This is a genomic window from Arthrobacter luteolus NBRC 107841 (assembly GCF_001552075.1).
GTDB classification, from domain to species: Bacteria; Actinomycetota; Actinomycetes; order Actinomycetales; family Micrococcaceae; genus Arthrobacter_B; species Arthrobacter_B luteolus.
On record NZ_BCQM01000001.1, the window covers coordinates 194,365 to 216,559 of the forward strand.

Genomic DNA, 22,195 nt, shown 5'->3' on the forward strand with positions numbered 1-22,195 from the left:
TCCATCCATCCTTGCCAATCGTGATCAGGAGGCGCAGCGTGGGCATTCATGCCATCCTTGTTCGGCCTCCGGCGAAGCGGCTGGGGCCCGAGGCAGGCGGCGGCCGCCAGAGCATACCCCTGGTGATTAATCCAACAGCAGTTTCCTCCGGCACGGACCTGGCTGCGGCGCTGGAGCAGGCCTTCGGACCGGGCCCCTACACAGCCGATGGCCAACCAATGGCGGCCTTGTCTGAGCCCATCGGGTGCCTCCCCCACGGGGTCGTGCTGGCCGGTCCGGGCCGGCCCCGTCCCGCCGTGGCTCCCGCGCTGGTTCTCGTGACCCACAGCGGCCCCGACGCCGGCAGGGTCATCGAGCTGCGCCGGGGCCGGTACCGGCTGGGCCGTCCCGGCCTGGTGCAAACTGCCGGGAGTACCCCTATTGAGCTCAGGGACCCGGCGCTTTCCCGCCTGCATGCCGAGCTGACCGTAGATGTGAGGGGTGTCCGGATCACCGACGCGGCCTCACAGAACGGCGTGTGGGTTGATGGACGCCGTATCAGCACGGCCGAACTCACCACAGATTCACTGGTGAGAACGGGGAACACGACATTCCGGATCTGGGTCCCCAGCTCTGTTCCTCCGTCCGGGAGCGGGGCCGGTTCCGGTTCTGGGGCCGGTTCCGGTTCCGGTTCCGGTTCCGCCGGGCCGCTTACAGTGCCGGCACAGCCGCCCGGCACCTTCAATCCCGGCCTGCTAACGGCGGCCGTGCTGGCTCTGGGGCTGGGCATTGTGCTGGCCATGACCACAGGCATGTGGATTTTTCTGGCGTTCTCGGCCCTCACAGCCCTCACTGCCCTCGGTGGCTTCGCGGGATTCAGGCGCCGGCGGCGGCGGTTCCTTGCTGCGGTGTCGAGAACCGCGGCAGAGGACTCGGCCCGGCGGAGGCTCGCCCACCCCACTCCCGGGGAGCGGGCACTTGCAGCACTGCATCCCAGCCTGCGGATGGCCCGGCCGCCTCAGCCCAGCACGCCCGGAGGCGCTGCCGCCGAAGACAGCCTGCCCGCACCACCGGTTTCCGGGATTCATCTCGGAGCCGGAGCCCTGCCCGCCAATATCGTGCTGTCCTCACCTCGGGAGGAGTGGTTGCCTCCGCTGCTGGACGACGTCCCCGTTGTTCTCTCCCCCGTCCCCGGAGCCGAGATCCGGGTGGTGGGTCCGGCCGAAGAGACAATGGGAGCGCTGCGGTCAGCGCTGCTTCAGTTGGCCTCGCGCCATCCTGACCGCGCGGGTCCCGTGATTCTTTTGTGCCGCGAAGTAAACCGCTTCATCTGCGATGCAAGACTGCTGCCAGGAGTCCAGCTTCTGACTTCTTCCGACGGACCGGCAGCAGCCGCGGCCATCCAAGTGGCTGCAGGACAGAGTCCAGGCGCACCGCCGGTAGTGGTTGCGCCTCCCTCGGCCGCTGCGGACGCCGGCCTCCTGCGGGCAGGGCTGCCGGAGGTGGTCAGGGGTTCGGCGGTCTTCCTGATCGGTATTGACCCGGATACGGCCGGCGGCCTCCCGGCCCTGTCCGGGAACAGCTCGATCTCTGTTCTGCTCTCCGAAGACGGCGGTGTGCTCCGGGCGGGCGGTACTGAGCAGGCCTTTCGTCCAGACCTCATCGGGCCCCAGGCCTTCCACCGCACAACCGCCCAGCTGGCCCGGTCACGTCTCGGCGGCGTCCAGTCTGCGCCCAGGGATCTATTCCCCGTCTCCAGCGGCGATATCGCGGCTTCCTGGGCCCGCGGCGGATCTCCGCAGGCGGCTATTGGGTACCACGGAACGGCAGCAGTGTCCCTTGACCTGCTGGCGGATGGTCCCCATTTCCTCATCGCCGGGACAACCGGCTCGGGCAAGTCCGAACTGCTGCGGACGTTTGTTGCCTCCCTGGCGGCTGCCGTGCCACCGACCCGGCTGAACTTTCTGCTGATCGATTTCAAGGGTGGCTCCGGGCTCACTCCCCTGGCGCGGCTGCCGCATACTGCCGGGCTCCTCACCGATCTCTCCGGAGAAAACGTCTCCCGTACGCTGGTTTCCCTCCGATCCGAGCTCAAACGCCGGGAGTCACTGCTGGCCGCAGTCGAGGCCAGTGACCTCGACGGATACAACTCCAGCGCACCCGGTTCGAAGACAGTTCCCCGCCTGGTTGTTGTTGTTGACGAATTCCGGATGCTGGCGGATGCCGTACCTACGGCGGTCGCCGAGCTGATGCGGATAGCCGTGCTGGGCCGGTCCCTTGGACTGCATCTTGTATTGGCCACTCAGCGGCCGCAGGGCGCGGTCACCGCGGACATCCGCGCCAATATTTCCACCTCGGTCTGCCTCCGCGTGCAGTCAGCCCTGGAATCCCGTGACGTGGTGGGGTCTGACGATGCAGCGGACATCCCGGCGTCCGCCCCGGGAACGGCCATCCTGCGCAAAGCCGGCTCCCCGCCGTCCCCGCTGAAGGTACGGTCGACCGGCTCCGGCCCCGGCGGGCCACCGCCGCTGCTCCAGACACTGGCGCAGTACCTCTCCTCTCCCCACAACCGGCGCGGAACCAGCTTAGGAAGGAGCCTCGACGAGCTGGTGGAGGCCGTGATTTCCGCGGCCGCCGTCACTGGCTGTCCAGCGGCGGCACAGCCACCGGTCCACCCTCCACTGCCCAACCGGCTCCCGCACCGGCCACGGTTTCGCGAAAGAGCAGGCACCGGCAGGTTGGTCCTGGGACTGGCGGACCGGCCGGAACAACAGGAACAGGACCTGCTTCAGTGGAGCCCCCGCTGCGATTCGCACCTGGCTTTGGTGGGGCCGGCCTTTTCCGGTACGGAACCCACCACAGCCCTTCTTGCAGCCGAGCATCTTGCCGTCCTGCCTGACCGGCACCTTTATGTGCTCGATGGAGACGGTTCGCTGGCGTGGGCAGCCGGCCATGGACAGACGGGCGCCTATGTCCCGCCGCATGAGACGCTCAGAGCCGCCCGGGTCATTAGTGTCCTTGGCGGCGCTGTCCTCCAACGCCTGGCTAACGGGCGGGACCGTCCGCGTGCTCCCAGCTCAAGCGGAATCACGCTTGTGGTTTCCGGCTGGGGCCGGTGGCAGGACGCTTTCCGGTCCAGCCGGTTCCCGAACGCCGAAGATGAGCTGCTCGGCCTGGTCCGGGATGGCGAGGCTGCGGATATCTGCCTGGTGATCAACGGCAACAGGGAACTGCCGGCCGCGCGGTTCTTCCAGCTGATCCCTAACCGGCTCTGGTTTCCCGCCGGCCTTGCGGACGACGCGCTCGTGGCCTGGCCCCGGATGCCGCCGATGGAGCCCCTTCCGGGCCGGGCCTTCGTGCAGGGACGGATCGGAGCCCCCGCAGGAGCGGTGGCGCAGTGCGGAGAACCGCCCGTTTCCGTTGACCCCGTTCCACTGCCCGCCGGGACCAGACCGCCGCAGCGTGTGGAGGCGCTGCCTGCCCAGGCCGTTTCGGAAGACCTCGCTCCAGGCTCCGGACCGGACCGGTTTCCCCTGGGACTGCACGGGGACGAACTGGAAACGGCCGAGGCCTATCTTCCGCCGGGAACCGCGTTTCTGATTCTTGGTCCGCCCGGGTCAGGCCGGACGACGCTCCTGCGTCAATTCGAGTGCGCCGCAGGCCAGGCGATGGAGGTCCACCGATTCGATCCAGCTGCCCTTTCGCCCGCACCGCAGACGCCGCGGACTGGTATGAACCCGCCGGGTGGCGGCCGCGGCAACTGCCTGGTTCTGGTCGACGACGCCGATCGGCTGCCCCTGGCAGCGCATGCCCGGTTGACGCAGCTCCTCGAGGACGGTGCCAGGCTGGTGCTGGCAGCGGTTCCCGGTTTCGGTCTGGCTTCCAGACTGCCCGCCGCGGCACGGCTGCGGTCCGAGCCCAGAGGCGCAGTTCTCGCTCCGGAGCAGCCTTCTGATGCCGAGTTTTTCGGGGTTCGGTTGAACCTCCATGCCCCGCCACGCGCAGGGCGGGGCTACCTAATTGCGGGAACACGGGTCATGGAGACCCAGTTCGCCCGCCCGGCGGAAGGCAGGATTTAGTAGGTTTTGGGCTCCGCCTGCGTGCCGCTGGTCCAGGCGATCACCGGCTTGGTGAAAATCAGCAGAAGGACTGCGGCGGCGGGAATCAGCAGAGCCAGGCCGACCAGGACCACACCACCCTGGAGGGTGGGCACGGCAATCACGATCATAAAGAGCTGCCACACCAAGGCCGCAGCCCGTGTCCAGCGCATGCCGCGGAAGAAGAAATGCCCCACGACCAGGAGCCAAACCGCGACCGCCACGATGAGGATGAGGCTGAAAATGGCACCGCCGAGGGACGTTGCCGTGGCCGTCAGGAGGTTGTACACATACCAGGCGGCGACACTCAGGAGGCCGACGGCTTCCAGGACGAGAACGATGGATATCAGGATGACTGCTGCCGGACGGGACGCGGGAGCGGTGGAATCTTGGGGTCTTGACACACTGGCACACTACCGGACATAGTCGAGGGGCGGTGAGGCGGAACCCCCCAGCCAGCGGGCTTGACCCCTTCAGCGCAGTTCTCAGGACAGGGCCCGGTCAGCACCGCAGTTTCTCAGCCAGTTTGTCTGCTATTGCCTGAACCACGGATCCCTGTGACGCATCCCTCATCATTTCCGGCAGATTAACAGCTTGTTAACCCTTGTTTGCGTTTCCCTGTCGTGACACCCTTGTAGAGGGGATCAGGGGCCGGAACCGGCCCCTTTAGTTTGTGGTTGCTCGTGAATGTTTTCACAAACAAACGGAGTCAACTTTTCAGAGGAGATAGTGATTAGCATGGATTGGCGGAGCCGCGCAGCGTGTCTGGACAAGGATCCGGAGCTGTTCTTCCCTGTGGGAAACACCGGCCCGGCTCTTCTTCAGATTGAAGAGGCCAAGAGCGTATGCCGCCGGTGCCCGGTTATCGATACCTGCCTGCAGTGGGCCATCGAAACCGGTCAGGATGCCGGGGTCTGGGGTGGCATGAGTGAAGACGAGCGCCGTGCGCTGAAACGCCGTGCCGCAAGGGCACGCCGGGCTTCCTAAGGAAACCCGCCAAGGACCGCAGGGTTCTTGATCGAACCAAGAAGACTTCCTCAGGCGCCCCCGCCTGGGATACCCGAAGGGCCGCTGCCTCAGCAGCGGCCCTTCGTTGTTCCCTGATGTCCGCAGACCGGAATCTTCCCGCCGCACGGGTTCTTCGGCAGCCGGAAAGGACCTCGGGTCAGGAAGCAGACCTCAACGGCGCCGGGCGCCGTCGAGGCCCATCTCGATAGTCACCTCGGTGCCTCCGCCGGGCCGGGGCGACCAGGCTATGGTTCCGGCGAGCTCGCTCTGGACCAGGGTCCGCACAATCTGCAGTCCAAGTCCTTCACTGCGCGGCTCCGCCGGAAGGCCAACGCCGTCGTCAGAGATGGTCACCGCCAGAGTTTCCTCGTTGTCCTCGGCCCTGCGCCGTTCGGCGCTCAGCCACACGGTTCCGCCCTCCCGTCCGGACAAGCCGTGTTCGACGGCGTTGGTCACCAGCTCGTTGATCACCAGTGCCAGCGGGGTGGCGAAGTCACTGGGCAGTTCCCCGAAGGTTCCCTGCCGTTCGGTCCGCACGCCCTGAGCCGGCGACGCCACCTCGGCCGACAGCCGGAACTGCCGGTCGATGAGCTCGTCGAAGTCCACGTTCTGGGTCAGGCCCTGGGATAGGGTTTCGTGCACCAGTGCGATGGTGGATACCCGGCGCATGGCCTGCGCGAGCCCGAGTTTCCCCTCTTCGCTTTCCATCCGGCGGGACTGCATCCGCAGCAGCGCAGCAACTGTCTGGAGGTTGTTCTTAACCCGGTGGTGGATCTCCCGGATCGTGGCATCCTTGGACACCAGCTCCATTTCCCGCCGCCGGAGCTCCGAAACGTCGCGGCAGAGAACCAGCGCCCCGAACCGCTCCTTTTCGTCGCGCAGGGGAATAGCCCGGAGCGACAGGCTGACGCCCCGCGACTCGATTTCCGTCCGCCACGGCATCCGGCCGGTCACGACCAGCGGCAGCGTCTCGTCGACCATCCGTCGGTCCTTGAGCAGCGCCGTCGTGATTTCGGCCAGGGGCCGTCCCTCGAGCGATTCCATGTCGCCGAGCCTGCGGAAGGCCGAGACACCGTTGGGGCTGGCGTACTGCACCACTCCCTGGGCGTCGAGCCGGATAAGCCCGTCCCCCACCCGCGGCGCACCCCGGCGCGAACCGGTGGGCGTCGCGAAGTCCGGCCACAGACCCAGGGTCCCCATCCGCAGCAGATCATAGGCGCACTGGCGGTAGGTCAGTTCCAGCCGCGAGGGCATCCGCGAGCTGGAGAGGTCCATATGGGATGTCACGACGGCGAGCGTCCGGCCGTTGCGGACGAAGGGAATCGCTTCGACCCGCATGGCCGTGTCGGTGGTCCAGTTTGTCTCACTCGACCGCTCGATGGATTGGCTCTTCCACGCCGCATCGACCAGGGGCTGCAGGTCGCCCCGGATCCGCTCCCCCACAAAGTCGCTGTGGAAAACGGTGTGCGACGTCGACGGCCTGGCATGTGCCAGCGCGACGTAGCTTCCGTCGGGAAGCGGAAACCAGAGCGCCAGGTCGGCGAACGCAAGGTCCGCCACCAGCTGCCAGTCGCCCACCAGCAGGTGCAGCCACTCGGCGTCGCCGGGTGCGAAGTCGGCGTGTTCCTTGATCGGATCAGTAAAGATAGCCATGTTCCAAACTCCGTCAGCGCCTGACGATCGAGCGCAGCAGGCGCAGGGCGACCGACAGTGAAGCCATGTCGTCCTGTTCCAGCTCGTTCACTTCGGCGAACATCTTTGTGGCCCGCTCAAGGTTCTCGGAGTTTTCACGCTCCCAGGCCTCCAGCCGTTCCACCGGGTCCCCGCCGGCCATTGACGGTGTGGCCTGCAGCGCTGCCACGGTCATGTCCGCGACGGTTGAATACAGGTCATCCCGAAGCGCTGCCCGGGCCAGTGCCTGCCAGCGGTCGCCGCGGGGCAGCTTCGTGATCCGTTCCAGCAGGTCGTCGATTCCGTAGCGGTCGTACACCGCGTAATAGACCGCGGCGATGTTTTCCACGGGCTCCTCGACCTGCCGGCTTGCCAATGCGACATCGAGCAGGCCGTAGCTCTCGAACTGCTCAGCCCAGTATGAGCCCAGTCCTTCCGGGAGATCCCAGGCCGCAGCCTTTTCCATCGCAGCTTCCACGCGTTCGCGGTCGCCTCCGCGCATAAAGCGCATCAGGTCCTTGCGCAGCGGTTCCACAATGGGCTTGAACGCTGCGATGTCCTCGTCGATGGTGCTGCCGCTGCCTACGTGGTTCACGAACCAGCGGACGGCGCGGTCCAGCAGGCGCCGCATGTCGAGATGGATGGTGGTCCAGGTTTCCGTGGGGAAACTTGCCGGCAGCTCGCCCAGGGCAGCAACGACGTCGTCGATCGCGTAGATTTCCCGCAGCGCGCTGAAGGCGCGGGCAACTGTTGCTTCGCCGGCGGAGGTCTCCTCCATCACCCGGAAGGCGAAGGTGATGCCGCCGATGTTGATCATGTCATTGGCGACGATCGTGGAGATGATCTCCCGCCGCAGCGGGTGGCTGTCCAACTGGTCCTCGAACCGTTCCACCAATTGCTTGGGGAAGTACCTCCGCAGGGTGCCGCGGAAGTACGGGTCGTCAGCCAGGTCCGAGGCAGTCAGTGCCCGGGTCAGTTCGATCTTGGCGTACGCGGCCAGGACAGCGAGCTCCGGTGCGGTGAGCCCCTGCCCCTCGGCCAGCCGTGCCCGCAGCTGCTCGTTGGTCGGCAGCGCCTCGAGCCGGCGGTCCAGGCCGGCCCGCTCTTCCAGCCAGTCCATCAGCCGTTCGAAGCTGGGGCTCCATTCCACAACGTGCTGCCGGTCGTTCAGCAGCAGCATGTTCTGGTCGATGTTGTCCTGGAGCACCAGCCTTCCGACTTCATCGGTCATGGAATGCAGGAACTCCGAGCGCTCCGACGGATCGAGGCGTCCGGCGGCAACCATCCGGTCCACGAAGATCTTGATGTTCACTTCGTGGTCGGAGCAGTCCACCCCGGCGGAGTTATCGATCGCGTCGGTGTTGAGGATAACGCCGGCCAGTGCAGCCTCGATCCGCCCGCGCTGGGTCATACCGAGGTTGCCTCCCTCGCCGATAACCTTGGCCCGGACGTCCCTGCCGTCAATGCGGATTCCGTCGTTCGCTTTGTCCCCGACGTCGGCATTCGTCTCAGCGGAGGACTTGATGTAGGTGCCGATTCCGCCGTTGTAGAGCAGATCCACGGGTGCCTTGAGGATGGCGCGCAGCAGTTCCGGCGGGCTCAGCCGGGTAACTCCCTCGTCCAGTCCCAGGACCTCGCGGACCTGGGCGCTGACCGGGATGGACTTGGCCTGGCGCGGGTACACCCCGCCGCCTTCGCTGATCAGCGATTCGTCGTAGTCAGCCCAGGAGGAACGCGGAAGCTCGAACAGCCGGCGCCGTTCAGCGTGGGAACGCGCAGCGTCCGGGTTGGGATCCAGGAAAACATGCCGGTGGTCGAACGCGGCCACGAGCCGGATGTGCTCCGAGAGGAGCATCCCGTTGCCGAACACGTCACCGCTCATGTCGCCCACGCCTGCTGCGGTGAAATCCTCGCTCTGGGTGTCGACCCCGAGTTCGCTGAAGTGCCGCTTGACCGATTCCCACGCACCCCGGGCCGTGATTCCCATGGCCTTGTGGTCGTAGCCGATGGAGCCGCCGGAGGCGAATGCATCACCCAGCCAGAAACCGTACTCGGCGGAAAGCGCATTGGCCGTATCTGAGAAGGACGCTGTGCCCTTGTCCGCTGCGACGACCAGGTAGCTGTCGTCGCCGTCGTGCCGGACCACACGCTGCGGCGGAACAATCTGCTCGCCGTCCTCCGTCACCACCATGTTGTCCGTGATGTCCAGCAGGCCGCGGATGAAGGTGCGGTAACTTTCCTTGCCCTCTTCCATCCAGGCACCGCGGTCCTCGGCCGGGTCGGGGAGCTGCTTGGCGTAGAAGCCACCCTTGGCCCCGGTGGGCACAATAACGGCGTTCTTGACGGTCTGTGCCTTGACCAGGCCCAGGATTTCCGTGCGGAAGTCCTCCCGCCGATCCGACCAGCGCAGGCCGCCGCGGGCCACTTCGCCGAAGCGCAGGTGGACACCTTCCACCTGGGGCGAGTACACCCAGATTTCGTACTTGGGCCTCGGGAAAGGCGCTCCGTCGATGGATTCGGTGTCGAGTTTGCAGCTCACATAGGACTTGCCCTGGTAGAAGTTGGTCCGCAGTGTTGCCTCAATCAGGTTGGCGAACGTGCGCAGGACGCGGTCGGCATCCAGGGTGGGGACCTGTTCCAGGCCGGCGTCGAGCTCGGTCCGGGCCGCTTCGAGTTCACCGCCGCGGACGGCGCCGTCCATGTCCGGATCGAACCGCGCCCTGAACAGCCGGACGAGCGCCGCCGTAACCCGCGGATTGGCCATCAGGGTGTCGGACATAAAGCCGTACGAGTTCGTGTTGCCCATCTGCCGCATGTACTTGGCGTAGCTGCGGAAAATCACCACCTGGCGCCAGCCAAGGTTCTGGCCGAGGACCAGCCGGTCGAATTCATCCGATTCGCTGACGCCCGAGCTGCCCGCGTGGAAGGCCTCAGCAAGCAGGGTGCCGGTCTTCAGCGGATCCACTCCGGCGGGGTATTCCAGACCGAAGTCGTAGAGGAAGAGTTCGACGCCGTCCTGGCGGCGGATCTCGAAGGGGCGCTCGTCGAGCACCTCGAGTCCGAGGTTGTGCAGGAAGGGCAGAATCTGGGTCAGGGACCGCGGTTCCAGCAGGTACAGCTTCAGGCGGGCATCGGCGCCGTCAGCGGAGCCGTTGGGGGTGTAGACATACAGCTCCGGTGCGGTGTCCGGGTTCTGCAGCCGGTCCTCGAACCGGGCGATGTCTTCGAGGGCATCCTCGACTTCATACCCAACGCGGTAGTCCATCGGAAACGCTTCGCCCCAGAGCGCGGACAGCTGCTCAGCCTGCTCGCGGTCGAACTTGCCGCGCAGCACCTCATTGATTCCTTCGGGCCAGGACCGTGTGGCACTGACCAGGCGGCGTTCCAGAGCTGCGGCATCAACGTCGGTGATTTCCACGCCCTTGGGCAGGCGGATACGGAAGAAGAGCCTTGCGAGGGCTGATTCAGTGAGCCGCGCTTCGTAGTCGATCGACTCAGCGTTGAAGGTGGAGCGGAGTTCGTCCTGGATACGCAGGCGGACCGAGGTGGTGTAGCGGTCACGGGGAAGGAACACCAGCGCCGACATAAACCGGCCGTAAACGTCAGGACGGAGGAAGAGCCTGGTCCGGCGCCGTTCCTGCAGGCGCAGAATGCCCTGGGCGGTTTCCAGCAGGGCATCAACCTCGATCTGGAAGAGCTCGTCCCGCGGGAAGGTCTCCAGGATGGCAAGGAGGTCCTTGCCGGAGTGCGAATCCGCCGGGAAACCGGCACGGTGCATCACGGCTTTCACCTTGTCCCGCAGGATCGGGATCTTCCGGACGGAGCCGGTGTAGGCACCCGTGGCGAACAGTCCGATGAACCGGCGTTCCCCGTTGACGTTTCCCTGCGCGTCGAACCGCTTGACGCCGATGTAGTCGAAGTAGGCCGCGCGGTGGACCGTCGAGCGCGAGTTCGCCTTGGTGATCACCAGTGCGCGCTTCTCCCGGGCCTTCGCCTTACCGGCAGCCGTCAGGTGCTGGACCTTGCCGGCTTCGGAACTGCGGCGGAGCAGTCCCAGGCCGGTGCCCGAGGAGGCACGGAGCACGTCCTCCCCGTTGTCCTCGATCAGGTCGTATTCACGGTAGCCAAGGAACGTGAAGTTGCCGTTGTCCAGCCAGGTCAGGAGTTCGTGGGCCTGCTGCAGATCCGGGATTCCGGCGGCACCGGAGATCGAATCCAGCCCGCCGGCGATTTCGTGGACCTTCGAACGCATAGCGGCCCAGTCTCCAACGGCAACGCTCACGTCCGCGAGGACGCGTTCGAGCCCGTCGATCATGGCGGCCCGGCGGTCTGCATCGATCAGCCGGGGAACCTCGACGGCGATCCAGGACTCGATCCGCGCCGTCTGGTTGTCCCCGCCCAGCAGCCCCGAGATGTTCGGCAATGCCGCGGTATCACCGCTCGAGACGCCGGCAGCCGAAGGCACCCGCTGCACCTGCTGCAGGGTATCGCTTTCCCGGTCCCGGACAGCGAGGAACGTCGGGTGGACCACCAGCCGGATGCCGCAGTTCTGCCGCACAATTTCGGCCGTTACGGAATCCACCAGGAACGGCATGTCATCGGTGACGATCAGGATGACGCTGGAGTCACCCTGGTCAAAGATATTTACGGCCGCTGTGCCTTCGGCGCGGGTCCAGGCCAGGTCCCGGTGCTGCTCTGCCCGCTCCCTGAGGACCTGCTGCGGGTACAGCTCGGCGTCCTCAGCCGCCAGATGCTCGTAGTAGTTCCCGATGAACTCCTCAAGGGAAGTACTCGAACTGGAAAGATCCGTGGTGTTGGACCCAGACGACATTTAATACGCCTCCGAAAATCGCCGCTTTGTCCGAACCGCCCCATTGCGGCCCGTTTGTAACGAGCCTATCTCGTTGACAAAGAAAAGTTCATTTTGTGCCCGCTCCCCGGCGCCGCCGGTTTCGGCGGCGCGCGCCCGCCGGGACGTTGGCCAGCGCCGCGATGGCTGTCCGAAGGGACGACGCCGGCGCAGCTTCCAGCAGGGCGGCGCCGGCAAGGAGGGCAGCATCAGTGGCGTCCCAGTCAGCCGGAAGGAAAGCATCGATTTTCCCGGGACCGAACCGCTCCCAGGCCTGGCTGAGCTGGCGTTCGGGAACACGCCCGGCGGCCGATCGCCGGACTTTGTTGAGCACCACCAGCGGCGACGCCCCCGGCACTGCCACTTCCAGCTCCGCAAGAGCCCTGACCAGGCGCGGAACGCCGACGGGGTCGGCAGCCCCCACCGCATAAATGGTGTCTGCGTGTTCCAGGGCAATCAGCGTTGCCGCGTTGCGCCGCGGCGCCATGGTGTCGTAGCTCAGTTCTTCATCCGCTTCGACGCTGAATCCGCAGTCCACCACGGTAATGTCAGCTGCCGCGCGGGACTGTTCCAGCACCCGGGCCAGCGCGGTTCCGCGGATCTCAATCCAGCGGTCCGACCGGGTGATGCCGGTCAGGACCGTCATCCGCTCCCCTTTGATGTCCACTGAGACTCCGGAGCCGGCCAGCGACACCGGGTCCAGCACTCCCTGGTCGGCCAGCCGGCAGGCCTGGGCCACCCCGGCGGATTCCTCCGTCAGGCCCAGGGCAGCGGCGATGCTTGGCGCATAGGTGTCCGCATCGATCAGGAGCACCCGGCTTCCTGCGGCGGCTGCTTCCGCTGCCAGATTCAATGCGAGCATTGTACGGCCCGGAGCTCCGGCGGGGCCCCAGACCGCCACCACCGTGCCCCGTGTGCCCGGGGACGGTTCTCCAGGTTCCGTTTCGGGTTCCGCCAGTTCCCACCGGCGAAGGGTCTCTGCCGGATCCGCCAGCGAGGACGCGCTGCCGCGGGCGGCAAAGATCTGTTCCTGCCCGGCCACCGCCTCTGCCACCAGTGCTGCGAGCGCGCTGGATTCCAGGGACCGCGGCACATGCGCGATTCCGAGCGTTTCCAGCCGTGCCTTGGACTCGTCGTCGTCCGCGAGAACAACCAGTGCCACCCCCGCCGCCGCGAGGCGTTCGGCCAGGCTTGCAGTCAGCTCCCCGGCGCCGTCGTCAATCACCGCGGCGCGCGCCATGCCGCTTTGGCAGGCGGCGATGAGCTCCGTGAGTTCCCCGCAGCGGCGGATAACGGTGACCGGCCCCTGCAGCCGCTCCAGGCCCTGGACCAGCTCGGCGGTACCGGTGCCTGAGGTCACGATGGGAATGCTGTTCATCCGGCTGAGGGATTCGGAACGACGGCGATTTTCGCCTGGTTGGACAGGGCACCAAGCAGCCCGGGCAGGTCCGCATCCTCGACGAGCACCAGCAGCCGGGTCGAGTCCGCTCCGGCAATAACCGATTCCGAGACCGAGAGTTCGGAGATTTCCGCGGCTTCCAGCAGACGGCGGGGTTCGCTGAAACCGTTTCGCCCGTCCGGCAGCGATGCCCAGACATCGATCCGGTTTCCGGGCTTGATGCCGGAGGGCAGCGGTGTTTCGACGTCCAGTCCAAAGGGCTTCCGGTCCAGCTGGTCAGCGGTGGACAGATCGCCCCGCGCGATGAGTTCGCCTTTTCGGATGAGTCCCCCGGCCACTGTGTTTTCCGGCAACGGCTCATCTGCGGCCAGGTAGGCGCCGGCGACGCTGCCCAGCCGGACCGAAACCACGTCAAAGTCCGCCGCCTGCAGCGGTGTTCCCACGGGCAGGTCCCGCCCTGCGGCAAGCACCTCGGTGGTCTGGTTCTGGCTGGCCATCAGCGCGGTAATCCCGGCCACCGATCCGAGGACCAGCAGCAGTCCCAGGAGCAGCCGCGGGTCTCGCCACGATGGTTTCTTGAGACGCTGGACAGGCGCTGCGGGCGCTGCCGTCTTGAGACTCATATTTCCCCCTGTTTGTGCTCCCACTGGACACCCCGCGGAGTGTTGGACGCCATTGTGACGTGGAACGTGCAGGATGGGAACGGGTGGCGGGCCCAAATTGTGGATAACGTGTGCCGGGCTCCAGCTGCGGTGGCAGACTAGGGCAGCAGCGGCAGATTGCTGGAAAGGGTTCGATGGTGGGCACGATGATGGAGAAGCGGTTCCTCACCCTCGCCGATGTGGGCGAGGTCCTGAACATATCCTCGTCCCAGACGTATGCGCTGGTCCGGTCGGGGGAACTTCCCGCCATCCAAGTTGGTGGAAGAGGGCAGTGGCGGGTGGAATCAGCCAAGCTGGAGGAATACATAGCCGGCGCCTACCGCAAGGCCGCAGCTGCCAGGTCTGCATTGCCCGTGGGCACTGCACTGCCCGTGGATTCTGCCCTGCCCTTGGATTCTGCCCAGCCGCTGGATGAAGCGGCCGACGCCTAGGAGCGCGTCCTCCCTCCGCCGGCCGCTCAGTGACGGGAGCTGACGACGGCGATCTCCCGCAGCGGAACCAGCGCAGCTGACGCCACGTTTTCCCGCCTGCGGACGGCTCCGGCCTCCAGGATGGCTACTTCGAGGAAGTCCCGGCCCACCCTGTCGATGCTGCCGTACACGGTTCCGGACTGCGTGCCGCGCAGCTGCAGGTGAACGGGGTACCGATCCCTGGCAAGACCCCGCAGCGCCGCCTGCAGACCGAGTTTCACCCTCCCCTCCGCGGGAACAGTGAACCGGTCCATGCCCTCCACCATCCTCACCGCGTCCAGCGGCACCAGATGCGTTCCGGCAGCCGCGCTCAGCAGGAGCCAGCCCGAGCCCAGCTGGGCCAGAACGCCTGTCAGTGTTCCGGCGGGTGAGTCCACATGCACTCTGAGCTTCCGGCCCACCTGGCCGCGCAGCCGTTCCGGTAACTCGATAGCGGCGGATTCGCCTCGCTGCCGGTCTGCGATTTCCGTTTCCCGGAAAGATTGCCCGGCGGCTGCCAGCTGCGCTTCCAAATCCGCGAACAACGCTTCCCATCTCATCGGGAAAGGCTAACCCAGGTTTTCGCTGTTCACTCTGGACAGTCCACAAATACCTGTGTAGTAAAAGACACCAATTGGCGCTGAAAAGAGTCAAAGCACACCAAACAACATCAAATGGCATCAAATCGATCAGCCGCTCAATCAGTCCACCGGCCTGTCACTAATTTCGGCCCCTATCGGTACCAGCGGCAACTACGGCAGCCCGGCTAGCCGGCTACCCGCTTCAAAGCGGCGAAGGAAAGGGACACCACAGTGAGACGTCATCTCGAAGACCTGTTCCAGGCGGCCGGCGCAGCGCTGGCCGGGCTGCTTCTGGTGTTCTCGGGTATCCAGCTGCGCTCCGGCGGGCTTCCGGGTGACGTGCGGCCTGCCTATTCGCTGGCAGATCTCCAGACGGCGGCCGGGCTGGCAGCCTCGGCCGTTGGCCTGCTGGTGCTGGGCTGGTGGACCTTGGGGCTCGCCGCTGCTTTCCTGTCCGCTGTCCTCGCGCGGCGGGGACGCGTCCGGGCAGCCCGGATCTTCGGGCTGCTCAGCCCTGGGTTTCTCCGCCGGCTTGCGGCTGCCTCCCTCGGCGTTCAGCTGATGGCGGTTCCAATCCCTGCGGCGCTGGCCTCGGTCCCGGCGGCGGCCGGTCTGCAGGGCCCGGCAGCCGGCCAGGGTCTCCTCCCTGCCGCACAGGGCAGCGCGGTTGATCCGAGCTGGCAGCTGGGACCTGCCGGCGGCGGGGAAGAGTCCGCGGCCGTGGATCCTGCCTGGAAACCCGCTCCTGATCCGGTGTCCCCGTCCCTGCTCGTCCCGCCCGGGCTGCGTGCCGAACCTGCGGCCGGAACGAGCGTCACGGTGCTTGCGGGAGACACACTCTGGGATTTGGCCGCTGCCCAGCTTGGTCCCCTCGCGACTGCCGTGGAAGTCGCCGAGCTGTGGCCGCACTGGTACGAACTGAACCGGCAGGTGGTCGGCCCGGACCCGGACGTCCTGCTGCCCGGCCAGATCCTCGTGGTCCCGACCCTGCCTGCAGGCTAGGCCCTTTCGGAAAGGAACATGCCCGTGACAACCGTGATCATCCTTCCCGCGCCGGGAGAACGTCCCGCACACCAGGCTCCGGGTTTGGCCCGTGCCAGCGGCGAACCCCTGCCCGTCCCGCTTCCCCGGCCACCGGTGTTCGGCACCGTCCCGGGACAGGCACCGCCCGTTGTTCCCCAGCAGCGGCCCGCTGAGGTCCGTCCCCTTCGCCCAGACCCTCTTCCTGCCGGCGCCAACTGGGCCAGTTCACCGGATGATGACGAGCGGGTGGAGGCCATAGCGCGCGCTGTCACTATCGGAGCGCTGGAGGTGCTGGCGGGAGTCCGTCCGCTGCAGCAGATGGTGCGGTGGCTCGACCTCGCGGAGTTCGAGCGGCTGCAGCTGCGGGCGAACCTGGTGCGGGGGCGCAGCGACCTGCGGCTGCACCGCAATGTCCGGGTGCTGCGGGTCCGGGTGTGCCCCGTTTCTGAGGGCATCTACGAGGCGGCGGTTGCCGCCGCCGAAACGGGCAGAGTCCGCGCTGCAGCTCTCCGTCTGGAGCTGCGGCGCGGACTCTGGAAGGTCACCGTGCTGGAAATCGGCTAGGAAGCTACTTCCGCTTTTTCTTCGCTGCGGACTTGGCGTCCTTGCGTGAGGTGGCCTGTGAGCCGGGTGCTGTCCCGCTCTTCTTCGCGGGCGCAGTACGCTCGATCCGGGTTTCGACCTGCCCCTGGCTGTTCGGGGCAGAGAACTGCAGGCTCGCGGGCTGTTCAGGAGCGTCCAGGCCGACCGCCTTGATCACGGGTGCACCCACGATTCCCCGTGCGTCCTTGACACCCTGCAGGGCTTCCGGAACAGCGGGCTGGCTGACCTGTACCTCAACGTTGAACAGGTACCGGATGCTCTCTTCGCGGATGGCCTCCATCATGGTCTGGAACATGATGAAGCCCTCGCGCTGGTACTCCACCAAGGGGTCGCGCTGCGCCATGGCGCGCAGGCCGATGCCCTCCTTGAGGTAGTCCATCTCGTAGAGGTGTTCCTGCCACTTACGGCCGATGACGGACAGGACAACCCGGCGTTCGAGTTCGCGCATCGCGTCGGAACCCAGTGCGTCTTCCCGGGCCTGGTAGGCCAGGCGGGCGTCGGAGAGGATTTCGTTGAGCAGGAAATCCCGGGTGAGATCCGATTTGCCGCCGGCTTCGTCGATGACCTCATCGATCGTCAGCCCCACAGGGTAGACGAGCTTAAGGTTCTTCCACAGGGTGTCGAGATCCCAGTCATCTCCGTGGCCCTCGGCCGTGGCGTCGTTAACGATGGCCGTGATGACGTCCTCGAGGAAGAAGCCGATCTTCTCCTGCAGGTCGTCTCCTTCCAGGATCCGGCGCCGGTCACCGTAGATGGCTTCACGCTGGCGGTTCAGGACGTCGTCGTATTTCAGGACGTTCTTCCGCTGTTCAGCGTTGCGTCCTTCCACCTGGCCCTGGGCGTTCTGGATGGCCTTGGACACCAGCTTCGATTCCAGCGCGACGTCGTCGGGCATCGAGGAGCTGTTCATGATCCGTTCCGCTGCACCCGAGTTGAACAGGCGCATCAGGTCATCGGTCAGCGAGAGGTAGAACCGGGACTCGCCCGGATCCCCCTGGCGGCCGGACCGCCCGCGCAGCTGGTTGTCGATGCGGCGGGATTCGTGGCGTTCGGTGCCCAGCACGTAGAGGCCGCCCAATGCGCGCACCTCGTCGTGTTCGGCGGCGACGGCGGCCTGCGCCTTTTCCAGTGCGGCGGGCCACGCGGCTTCGTACGCCTCAGGGTTCTCGGCCGGATCCAGTCCGCGGCTGTTGAGCTCGGCGACGGCGTTGAACTCGGCGTTGCCGCCAAGCATGATGTCGGTGCCGCGGCCGGCCATGTTCGTGGCGACGGTCACTGCGCCCTTGCGGCCGGCCTGCGCCACGATCGCTGCTTCACGGGCGTGGTTCTTGGCGTTCAGCACTTCGTGCCGGATACCGGCCTTGGCCAGCTGCTTGGAGAGGTATTCGCTCTTTTCAACGCTGGTGGTGCCCACCAGGACCGGCTGGCCCGAGGCATGGCGCTCGGCAATGTCCTTGACGACGGCGTCGAACTTGGCGACCTCATTCTTGTAAATGAGGTCCGGCTGGTCCAGGCGTGCCATCGGCTTGTTCGTGGGGATGGGAACAACCCCGAGCTTGTAGGTGCCCATGAACTCGGCGGCCTCGGTCTCGGCGGTGCCGGTCATGCCGGAGAGCTTCTCGTACAGGCGGAAGTAGTTCTGCAGAGTGACCGTTGCCAGTGTCTGGTTTTCGGCCTTGATCTGCACCCCTTCCTTGGCTTCGATGGCCTGGTGCATGCCTTCGTTGTAGCGGCGCCCGGCCAGGATACGTCCGGTGTGCTCGTCAACGATCAATACCTCACCGTTGAGGATGACGTAGTCCTTGTCCCGCTTGAACAGTTCCTTGGCCTTGATGGCGTTGTTCAGGAAGCCGATGAGCGGGGTGTTCGCTGCCTCGTACAGGTTGGTGATGCCCAGGTAGTCTTCGACCTTTTCGATTCCGGCTTCCAGGACGCCGACAGTGCGCTTCTTCTCGTCGACCTCGTAATCCGTGTCGAGGGACAGACGCTGGACAACCTTGGCGAACTCCGTGTACCAGCGGTTCACGTCGCCGCTGGCTGCACCGGAAATGATCAGCGGGGTCCGTGCCTCATCGATGAGGATGGAGTCCACTTCGTCAACGATGGCGAAGTTGTGGCCGCGCTGGACAAGCTCGTTGGCACTCCAGGCCATGTTGTCGCGGAGGTAATCGAAGCCGAATTCGTTGTTGGTGCCGTAGGTGATGTCAGCGGCGTACTGCTCACGGCGCGTGGCCGGGTCCTGGTTTGCCAGGATGCAGCCGGTGGACATACCCAGGAAGCGGAAGACGCGGCCCATGAGGTCCGACTGGTATTCGGCCAGGTAATCATTGACGGTCACGACGTGTACGCCGCGGCCGGTCAGCGCATTGAGGAACGCAGGTGCGGTGGCGACCAGGGTCTTACCTTCACCGGTCTTCATTTCGGCGATGTTCCCCAGGTGCAGGGCTGCGCCGCCCATCATCTGCACGTCGAAGTGCCGCATTCCCAGGGTGCGGCCAGCCGCTTCGCGGACCAGGGCGAAGGACTCGGGCAGAAGGTCGTCAAGGGACTCACCGTCTGCGTGGCGTTCCTTGAGCTTGTCCGTCTCGGCGCGCAGTTCGGCATCGCTCATGCCCTTGAACTCGTCCTCGAGCACGTTGATCGCGTCGGCGTAGATACGCAGGGTTTTCAGCGTTTTCTTGTCACCGGTGCGAAGAACTCGTTCGAGAAGTGATGCCACTGATTTGCTCCCAATCTAGTGTTGCCGTTTTCTGGCGTCCTCAGTCTACGTGAGAGACGTCCGGCAGGTCGCCTCGGTTCCCGGCACGGGTTAATCACGGTTAACTGCCAGTTTAAGGGCGGGCGCAAGGTTGCCCACAGGTCTTACCATAACCTCTGAAAGGCCCAGCCACTGTGCCATCAGCTGTAATTCCGCGGCAAGCTCAACGTCAGTGTTGCCCGGTGCGTCCGGCTCAAGGTGCGCGGACTGGACCAGGAGCACTCCCGCGGCGCGGTCGGCTTTCAGGTCCACGCGCGCCGCGATCTGCTCGCCGAGCAGGAACGGCAGCACGTAGTAGCCGAAGCGGCGTTTGTGTGCAGGCGTATAGATTTCGATCCGGTACTCGATTCCGAAAATCTCCTGCAGCCGCCGCCGATCGAACACGAGGGAGTCGAACGGACTCAGCAGGGCCCTCCCCCGGGCCCTGCGCGGTGTGTGCGCCTCCGGGTGCAGGAACACCGGACCTTTCCACCCGTCGACTGCCGTTTCTTCCAGCCGGCCTCGCGCGGCAAGGATCCGGGCCGCCGCGAGCGTGTCCCGCACCGGCAGCCGGAAGTAATCGGCGAGCGCACTGGCCGTCGCAGCGCCGAGGGACCGGGCCGCGGTCTCGGTCAGCCGGAGCAGGGCTTCGTCTCGGTCCGGGCGCTCCATGGCTCCTGCTCCGAACGGGTGCACCGAGTCTGTGGGCGCATAGAGCCGCTCAAACTGGGCGCTCCGGCCGGCTGCGGTGATGATGCCCTGTTCAAAGAGATCTTCCAGCACGCGCTTCACCGCGCTCCAGTTCCAGCCCCAGGATTTAGCCGCCGCAGTGTCTGCCTCGTGGCCCAGCAGCGCCTCAATCTGCCGGGCACTCAGCGGGTGTTTCTGCTCAAGCAGGTCCAGGACAGCTTCCGACACTGCGGCGCGCAGTTCCTGGGGCATGTCCCGGGCGCTCATCCAGGTCCGGCGCTGCCATACCCTCAGGTCAGCGAACAGCTCCGGGCGGATGTAGCTGGCTTCGTGTGCCCAGTACTCGACCATCTGCCGCGGATGCCGCGACGACATCCGCTCCAGCAGCGTGCGGTCGTAGGGCCCCAGCCGGGAGAAATGCGGCAGGTAATGGCTGCGCGCCAGGACGTTCACGGAGTCGATCTGCAGCAGTGCCAGGGCATTAAAAACGCGGCCCACCTGCCCTGCGGTAGGGCTGGCGGGCCGCGTCGTGGCAAGCTGCTGCGCACTCAGTACGGTGCGGCGGGCCTGGGCCGGAGTCAGGGCGGGAGACATGCCCCTATCCTAGGCAGGCCCGCCAAGGCTCAGGCGGTCGCCCGCACCTCCCCGGGGACGGGAGCCCCGTCCCGGTACCCGCGCAGTTCTTCGCGGATCTCCTCAGTGCCCTCAGCGCACTTGGAATCCAGGGTGATCACGCCGTACGTCCACCCCTTACGGCGGTACACCACAGAAGGGGCGCCCGTGGCGGAATCCACGAACAGGTAGAAGTCGTGGCCAACCAGCTCCATGTTGTCGACGGCGTCGTCAAGGCTCATGGGGGCCCCGGGGAAAACCTTGCGGCGGATCAGTACCGGACAATCACCGGCCTGCTTCTCCTGGTCGGCTTCGTTGCCGTCCACCGGTTCGTTTTCCTTGACGGCGAACTGATCGGAAAGAGGTTCTGTGCTGCTGACGGGATCGAGACCGGCTGTGGCTACCCGGACCGGAACCGGGGTGTGCCGGCCGTGGTGGACCTTGCGGCGGTCGCTGGCACGGCGAAGGCGCTGCAAGAGCTTGGCGTAGGCAAGGTCAAAAGCCGCAAACTTATCCGCGGACGAGGCTTCGGCGCGGACAACCGGTCCACGGCCGACGACCGTCAATTCCACGGTGAGGGAGCTGTCGGCTTCGCGGATGTTCTGATGCTTGGTGACCCGGGCGTCAACCCTCTGCACCTTATCTCCGAGGTTCTCGACTTTGCCGATCTTGTCGGCGGCGTATTGACGGAACCGATCGGATACTGCAACATTGCGTCCGCTGATCATGAATTCCATGGTGCCCTCCAATATTCTTCGGTGACACAACAACGGCCGCTGCCAGTTTCCTCCGCGGCCGCTGCCGCAGGATTGCTCCTTTGCTTGAAGCAGTCCATATCCAACACGTTAGATCACCCCGGAGGTTAATTCATCTTCCGGTCTTGCGCGCTGCGCGGAAGAGCCGCTGCCACCGGTCAGCAGCCGCCGGCTGGACCGGGCTGTTACCGCCGCGAGGGGGCCCGCGCTGCGGCAATAACAACGGCTCCGCAGACCTCTGCCCCCGCTGCCCGCAGCGCCCGCACCGCTTCGGCGATCGTCGCTCCGGTGGTGAGGACATCGTCGGCGACCAGCACCCGGACCCCGTACAGGCTTCCCGGTTCGCCGGCGTTCATAGTGCCATGGACGTTTTTCCGCCGGGCCCTGGCGCCCAGTGCTTTCTGCCCGCCGGCGCGGCGGGCAGCCCACCGTGCGGGCAGCGGCAGCCGCCGGCGCCCCAGCAGGTACCCAATCCGCACACCACGGGGCAGCAGGCCCCGGGTTTGCGCCGCCCCGAGAAGCAACCGCAGCGGGTCGTAGCCACGCCGGCGCCAAGCTCCGGCACTGCCGGGCACCGGGACAAGGACAAGCGGGCCGGACCCCGTGTCCGGACTGGCGTGCAGAGCCCGCGCGAAGGCAGCTGCCAGGTCCACCTTGAGGCCGGTGCAGCCGTGGTTCTTGAAGGCGAGCAGCACCCGGGCCAGACCAGACCGGTAGTAGCCGGCGGCGGTGACCCGCAGCGGGCGGAAATCCGCACCCGGATCAGCTGCCGCGGATTGCGGCGGGAGGAGGTCAGCTTCGGCTGAAGCGTCGAAGGGCCGCAGCGTGCTCTGCCGCAGGTCGCCGGCGCAGGGAGGGCACAGCGGCTCGTCGGGGAGGCTGCACACCACACAGGACGAAGGGAGGAGCACGGCGCGCAATTCCCGTCCGGCACGCAGCAGCGCCTCGGCTGCCGGGTGGGTGAGCCAGCGTTCCAGTCTGTCCAGGACGGTCATGCCCCAGTGTGAAGGCCGCCGGCCGAGGCTCCTGTGGAGGACACTTCCACAGGGAGTCCGGGGCAGTTTTTCCGCCCTTCGCCGC

General features: G+C 66.1%; 15 protein-coding genes. 5 read left to right on the top strand and 10 right to left on the bottom strand.

Going from position 1 to position 22,195, the window contains the following annotated elements:
- Positions 1-38: 38 nt before the first annotated feature.
- Positions 39-4,058: an FtsK/SpoIIIE domain-containing protein gene (locus AL3_RS00905; RefSeq protein WP_066295613.1), complete on the top strand. Its 4,020-nt coding sequence runs from the start codon at positions 39-41 to the stop codon at positions 4,056-4,058.
- Here the strand turns inward: AL3_RS00905 and AL3_RS00910 are convergent.
- The gene (locus AL3_RS00910; protein ID WP_246168432.1) at positions 4,055-4,480 is read right to left on the bottom strand and encodes a hypothetical protein; all 426 of its coding nucleotides are present in this window, start codon (positions 4,478-4,480) and stop codon (positions 4,055-4,057) included. The genes AL3_RS00905 and AL3_RS00910 overlap by 4 nt on opposite strands.
- Positions 4,481-4,814: 334 nt before the next feature.
- Between AL3_RS00910 and AL3_RS00915 the strand changes: the two genes are divergently transcribed.
- The gene (locus AL3_RS00915) at positions 4,815-5,063 is read left to right on the top strand and encodes a WhiB family transcriptional regulator (protein ID WP_055239553.1); all 249 of its coding nucleotides are present in this window, start codon (positions 4,815-4,817) and stop codon (positions 5,061-5,063) included.
- A 192-nt stretch (positions 5,064-5,255) separates the two neighbouring features.
- On the opposite strand, the gene AL3_RS00920 is transcribed toward AL3_RS00915, so the two are convergent.
- The 4 genes from AL3_RS00920 to AL3_RS00935 all read right to left on the bottom strand — a co-directional run bounded on the left by AL3_RS00920 (position 5,256) and on the right by AL3_RS00935 (position 13,626).
- The gene (locus tag AL3_RS00920; protein ID WP_066295615.1) at positions 5,256-6,737 is read right to left on the bottom strand and encodes a sensor histidine kinase; all 1,482 of its coding nucleotides are present in this window, start codon (positions 6,735-6,737) and stop codon (positions 5,256-5,258) included.
- 13 nt (positions 6,738-6,750) lie between these two features.
- The gene (locus AL3_RS00925) at positions 6,751-11,586 is read right to left on the bottom strand and encodes an NAD-glutamate dehydrogenase (RefSeq protein WP_066295616.1); all 4,836 of its coding nucleotides are present in this window, start codon (positions 11,584-11,586) and stop codon (positions 6,751-6,753) included.
- A gap of 88 nt (positions 11,587-11,674) precedes the next feature.
- On the bottom strand, positions 11,675-12,982 hold the full coding sequence (locus AL3_RS00930) for a CpaE/TadZ family protein (RefSeq protein ID WP_066295618.1): 1,308 nt from the start codon (positions 12,980-12,982) through the stop codon (positions 11,675-11,677).
- A complete protein-coding gene (locus tag AL3_RS00935; RefSeq protein ID WP_066295619.1) occupies positions 12,979-13,626 on the bottom strand; it encodes a CpaB family protein in 648 nt (215 codons plus the stop codon). The genes AL3_RS00930 and AL3_RS00935 overlap by 4 nt, the downstream gene beginning before the upstream one ends.
- Before the next feature lie 185 nt (positions 13,627-13,811).
- Here AL3_RS00935 and AL3_RS00940 point away from each other — a divergent pair, with 185 nt between their 5' ends.
- Positions 13,812-14,096, top strand: a complete 285-nt coding sequence (locus tag AL3_RS00940) for a helix-turn-helix domain-containing protein (protein WP_246168477.1) — start codon at positions 13,812-13,814, stop codon at positions 14,094-14,096.
- Positions 14,097-14,122: 26 nt separating this feature from the next.
- On the opposite strand, the gene AL3_RS00945 is transcribed toward AL3_RS00940, so the two are convergent.
- Entirely contained in the window at positions 14,123-14,674 is a 552-nt protein-coding gene (locus AL3_RS00945; protein WP_151723895.1) for a hypothetical protein, read from the bottom strand.
- Between the two features lie 252 nt (positions 14,675-14,926).
- Here AL3_RS00945 and AL3_RS00950 point away from each other — a divergent pair, with 252 nt between their 5' ends.
- A complete protein-coding gene (locus AL3_RS00950; protein ID WP_066295621.1) occupies positions 14,927-15,697 on the top strand; it encodes a LysM peptidoglycan-binding domain-containing protein in 771 nt (256 codons plus the stop codon).
- Between the two features lie 24 nt (positions 15,698-15,721).
- A complete protein-coding gene (locus AL3_RS18835; protein ID WP_246168429.1) occupies positions 15,722-16,282 on the top strand; it encodes an Rv3235 family protein in 561 nt (186 codons plus the stop codon).
- 4 nt (positions 16,283-16,286) lie between these two features.
- Here the strand turns inward: AL3_RS18835 and secA are convergent, their stop codons facing one another.
- The 4 genes from secA to AL3_RS00975 form a co-directional block, all read right to left on the bottom strand.
- The gene (gene secA, locus AL3_RS00960) at positions 16,287-19,040 is read right to left on the bottom strand and encodes a preprotein translocase subunit SecA (RefSeq protein WP_066295626.1); all 2,754 of its coding nucleotides are present in this window, start codon (positions 19,038-19,040) and stop codon (positions 16,287-16,289) included.
- A gap of 90 nt (positions 19,041-19,130) precedes the next feature.
- A complete protein-coding gene (locus AL3_RS00965) occupies positions 19,131-20,342 on the bottom strand; it encodes a winged helix-turn-helix domain-containing protein (RefSeq protein WP_066295627.1) in 1,212 nt (403 codons plus the stop codon).
- A 29-nt stretch (positions 20,343-20,371) separates the two neighbouring features.
- Positions 20,372-21,097, bottom strand: coding sequence for a ribosome hibernation-promoting factor, HPF/YfiA family (gene hpf / locus AL3_RS00970; RefSeq protein ID WP_066296940.1), 726 nt, complete (start codon positions 21,095-21,097; stop codon positions 20,372-20,374).
- Positions 21,098-21,300: 203 nt separating this feature from the next.
- Entirely contained in the window at positions 21,301-22,110 is an 810-nt protein-coding gene (locus AL3_RS00975) for a ComF family protein (protein WP_066295628.1), read from the bottom strand.
- Between the last annotated feature and the right edge of the window lie 85 nt (positions 22,111-22,195).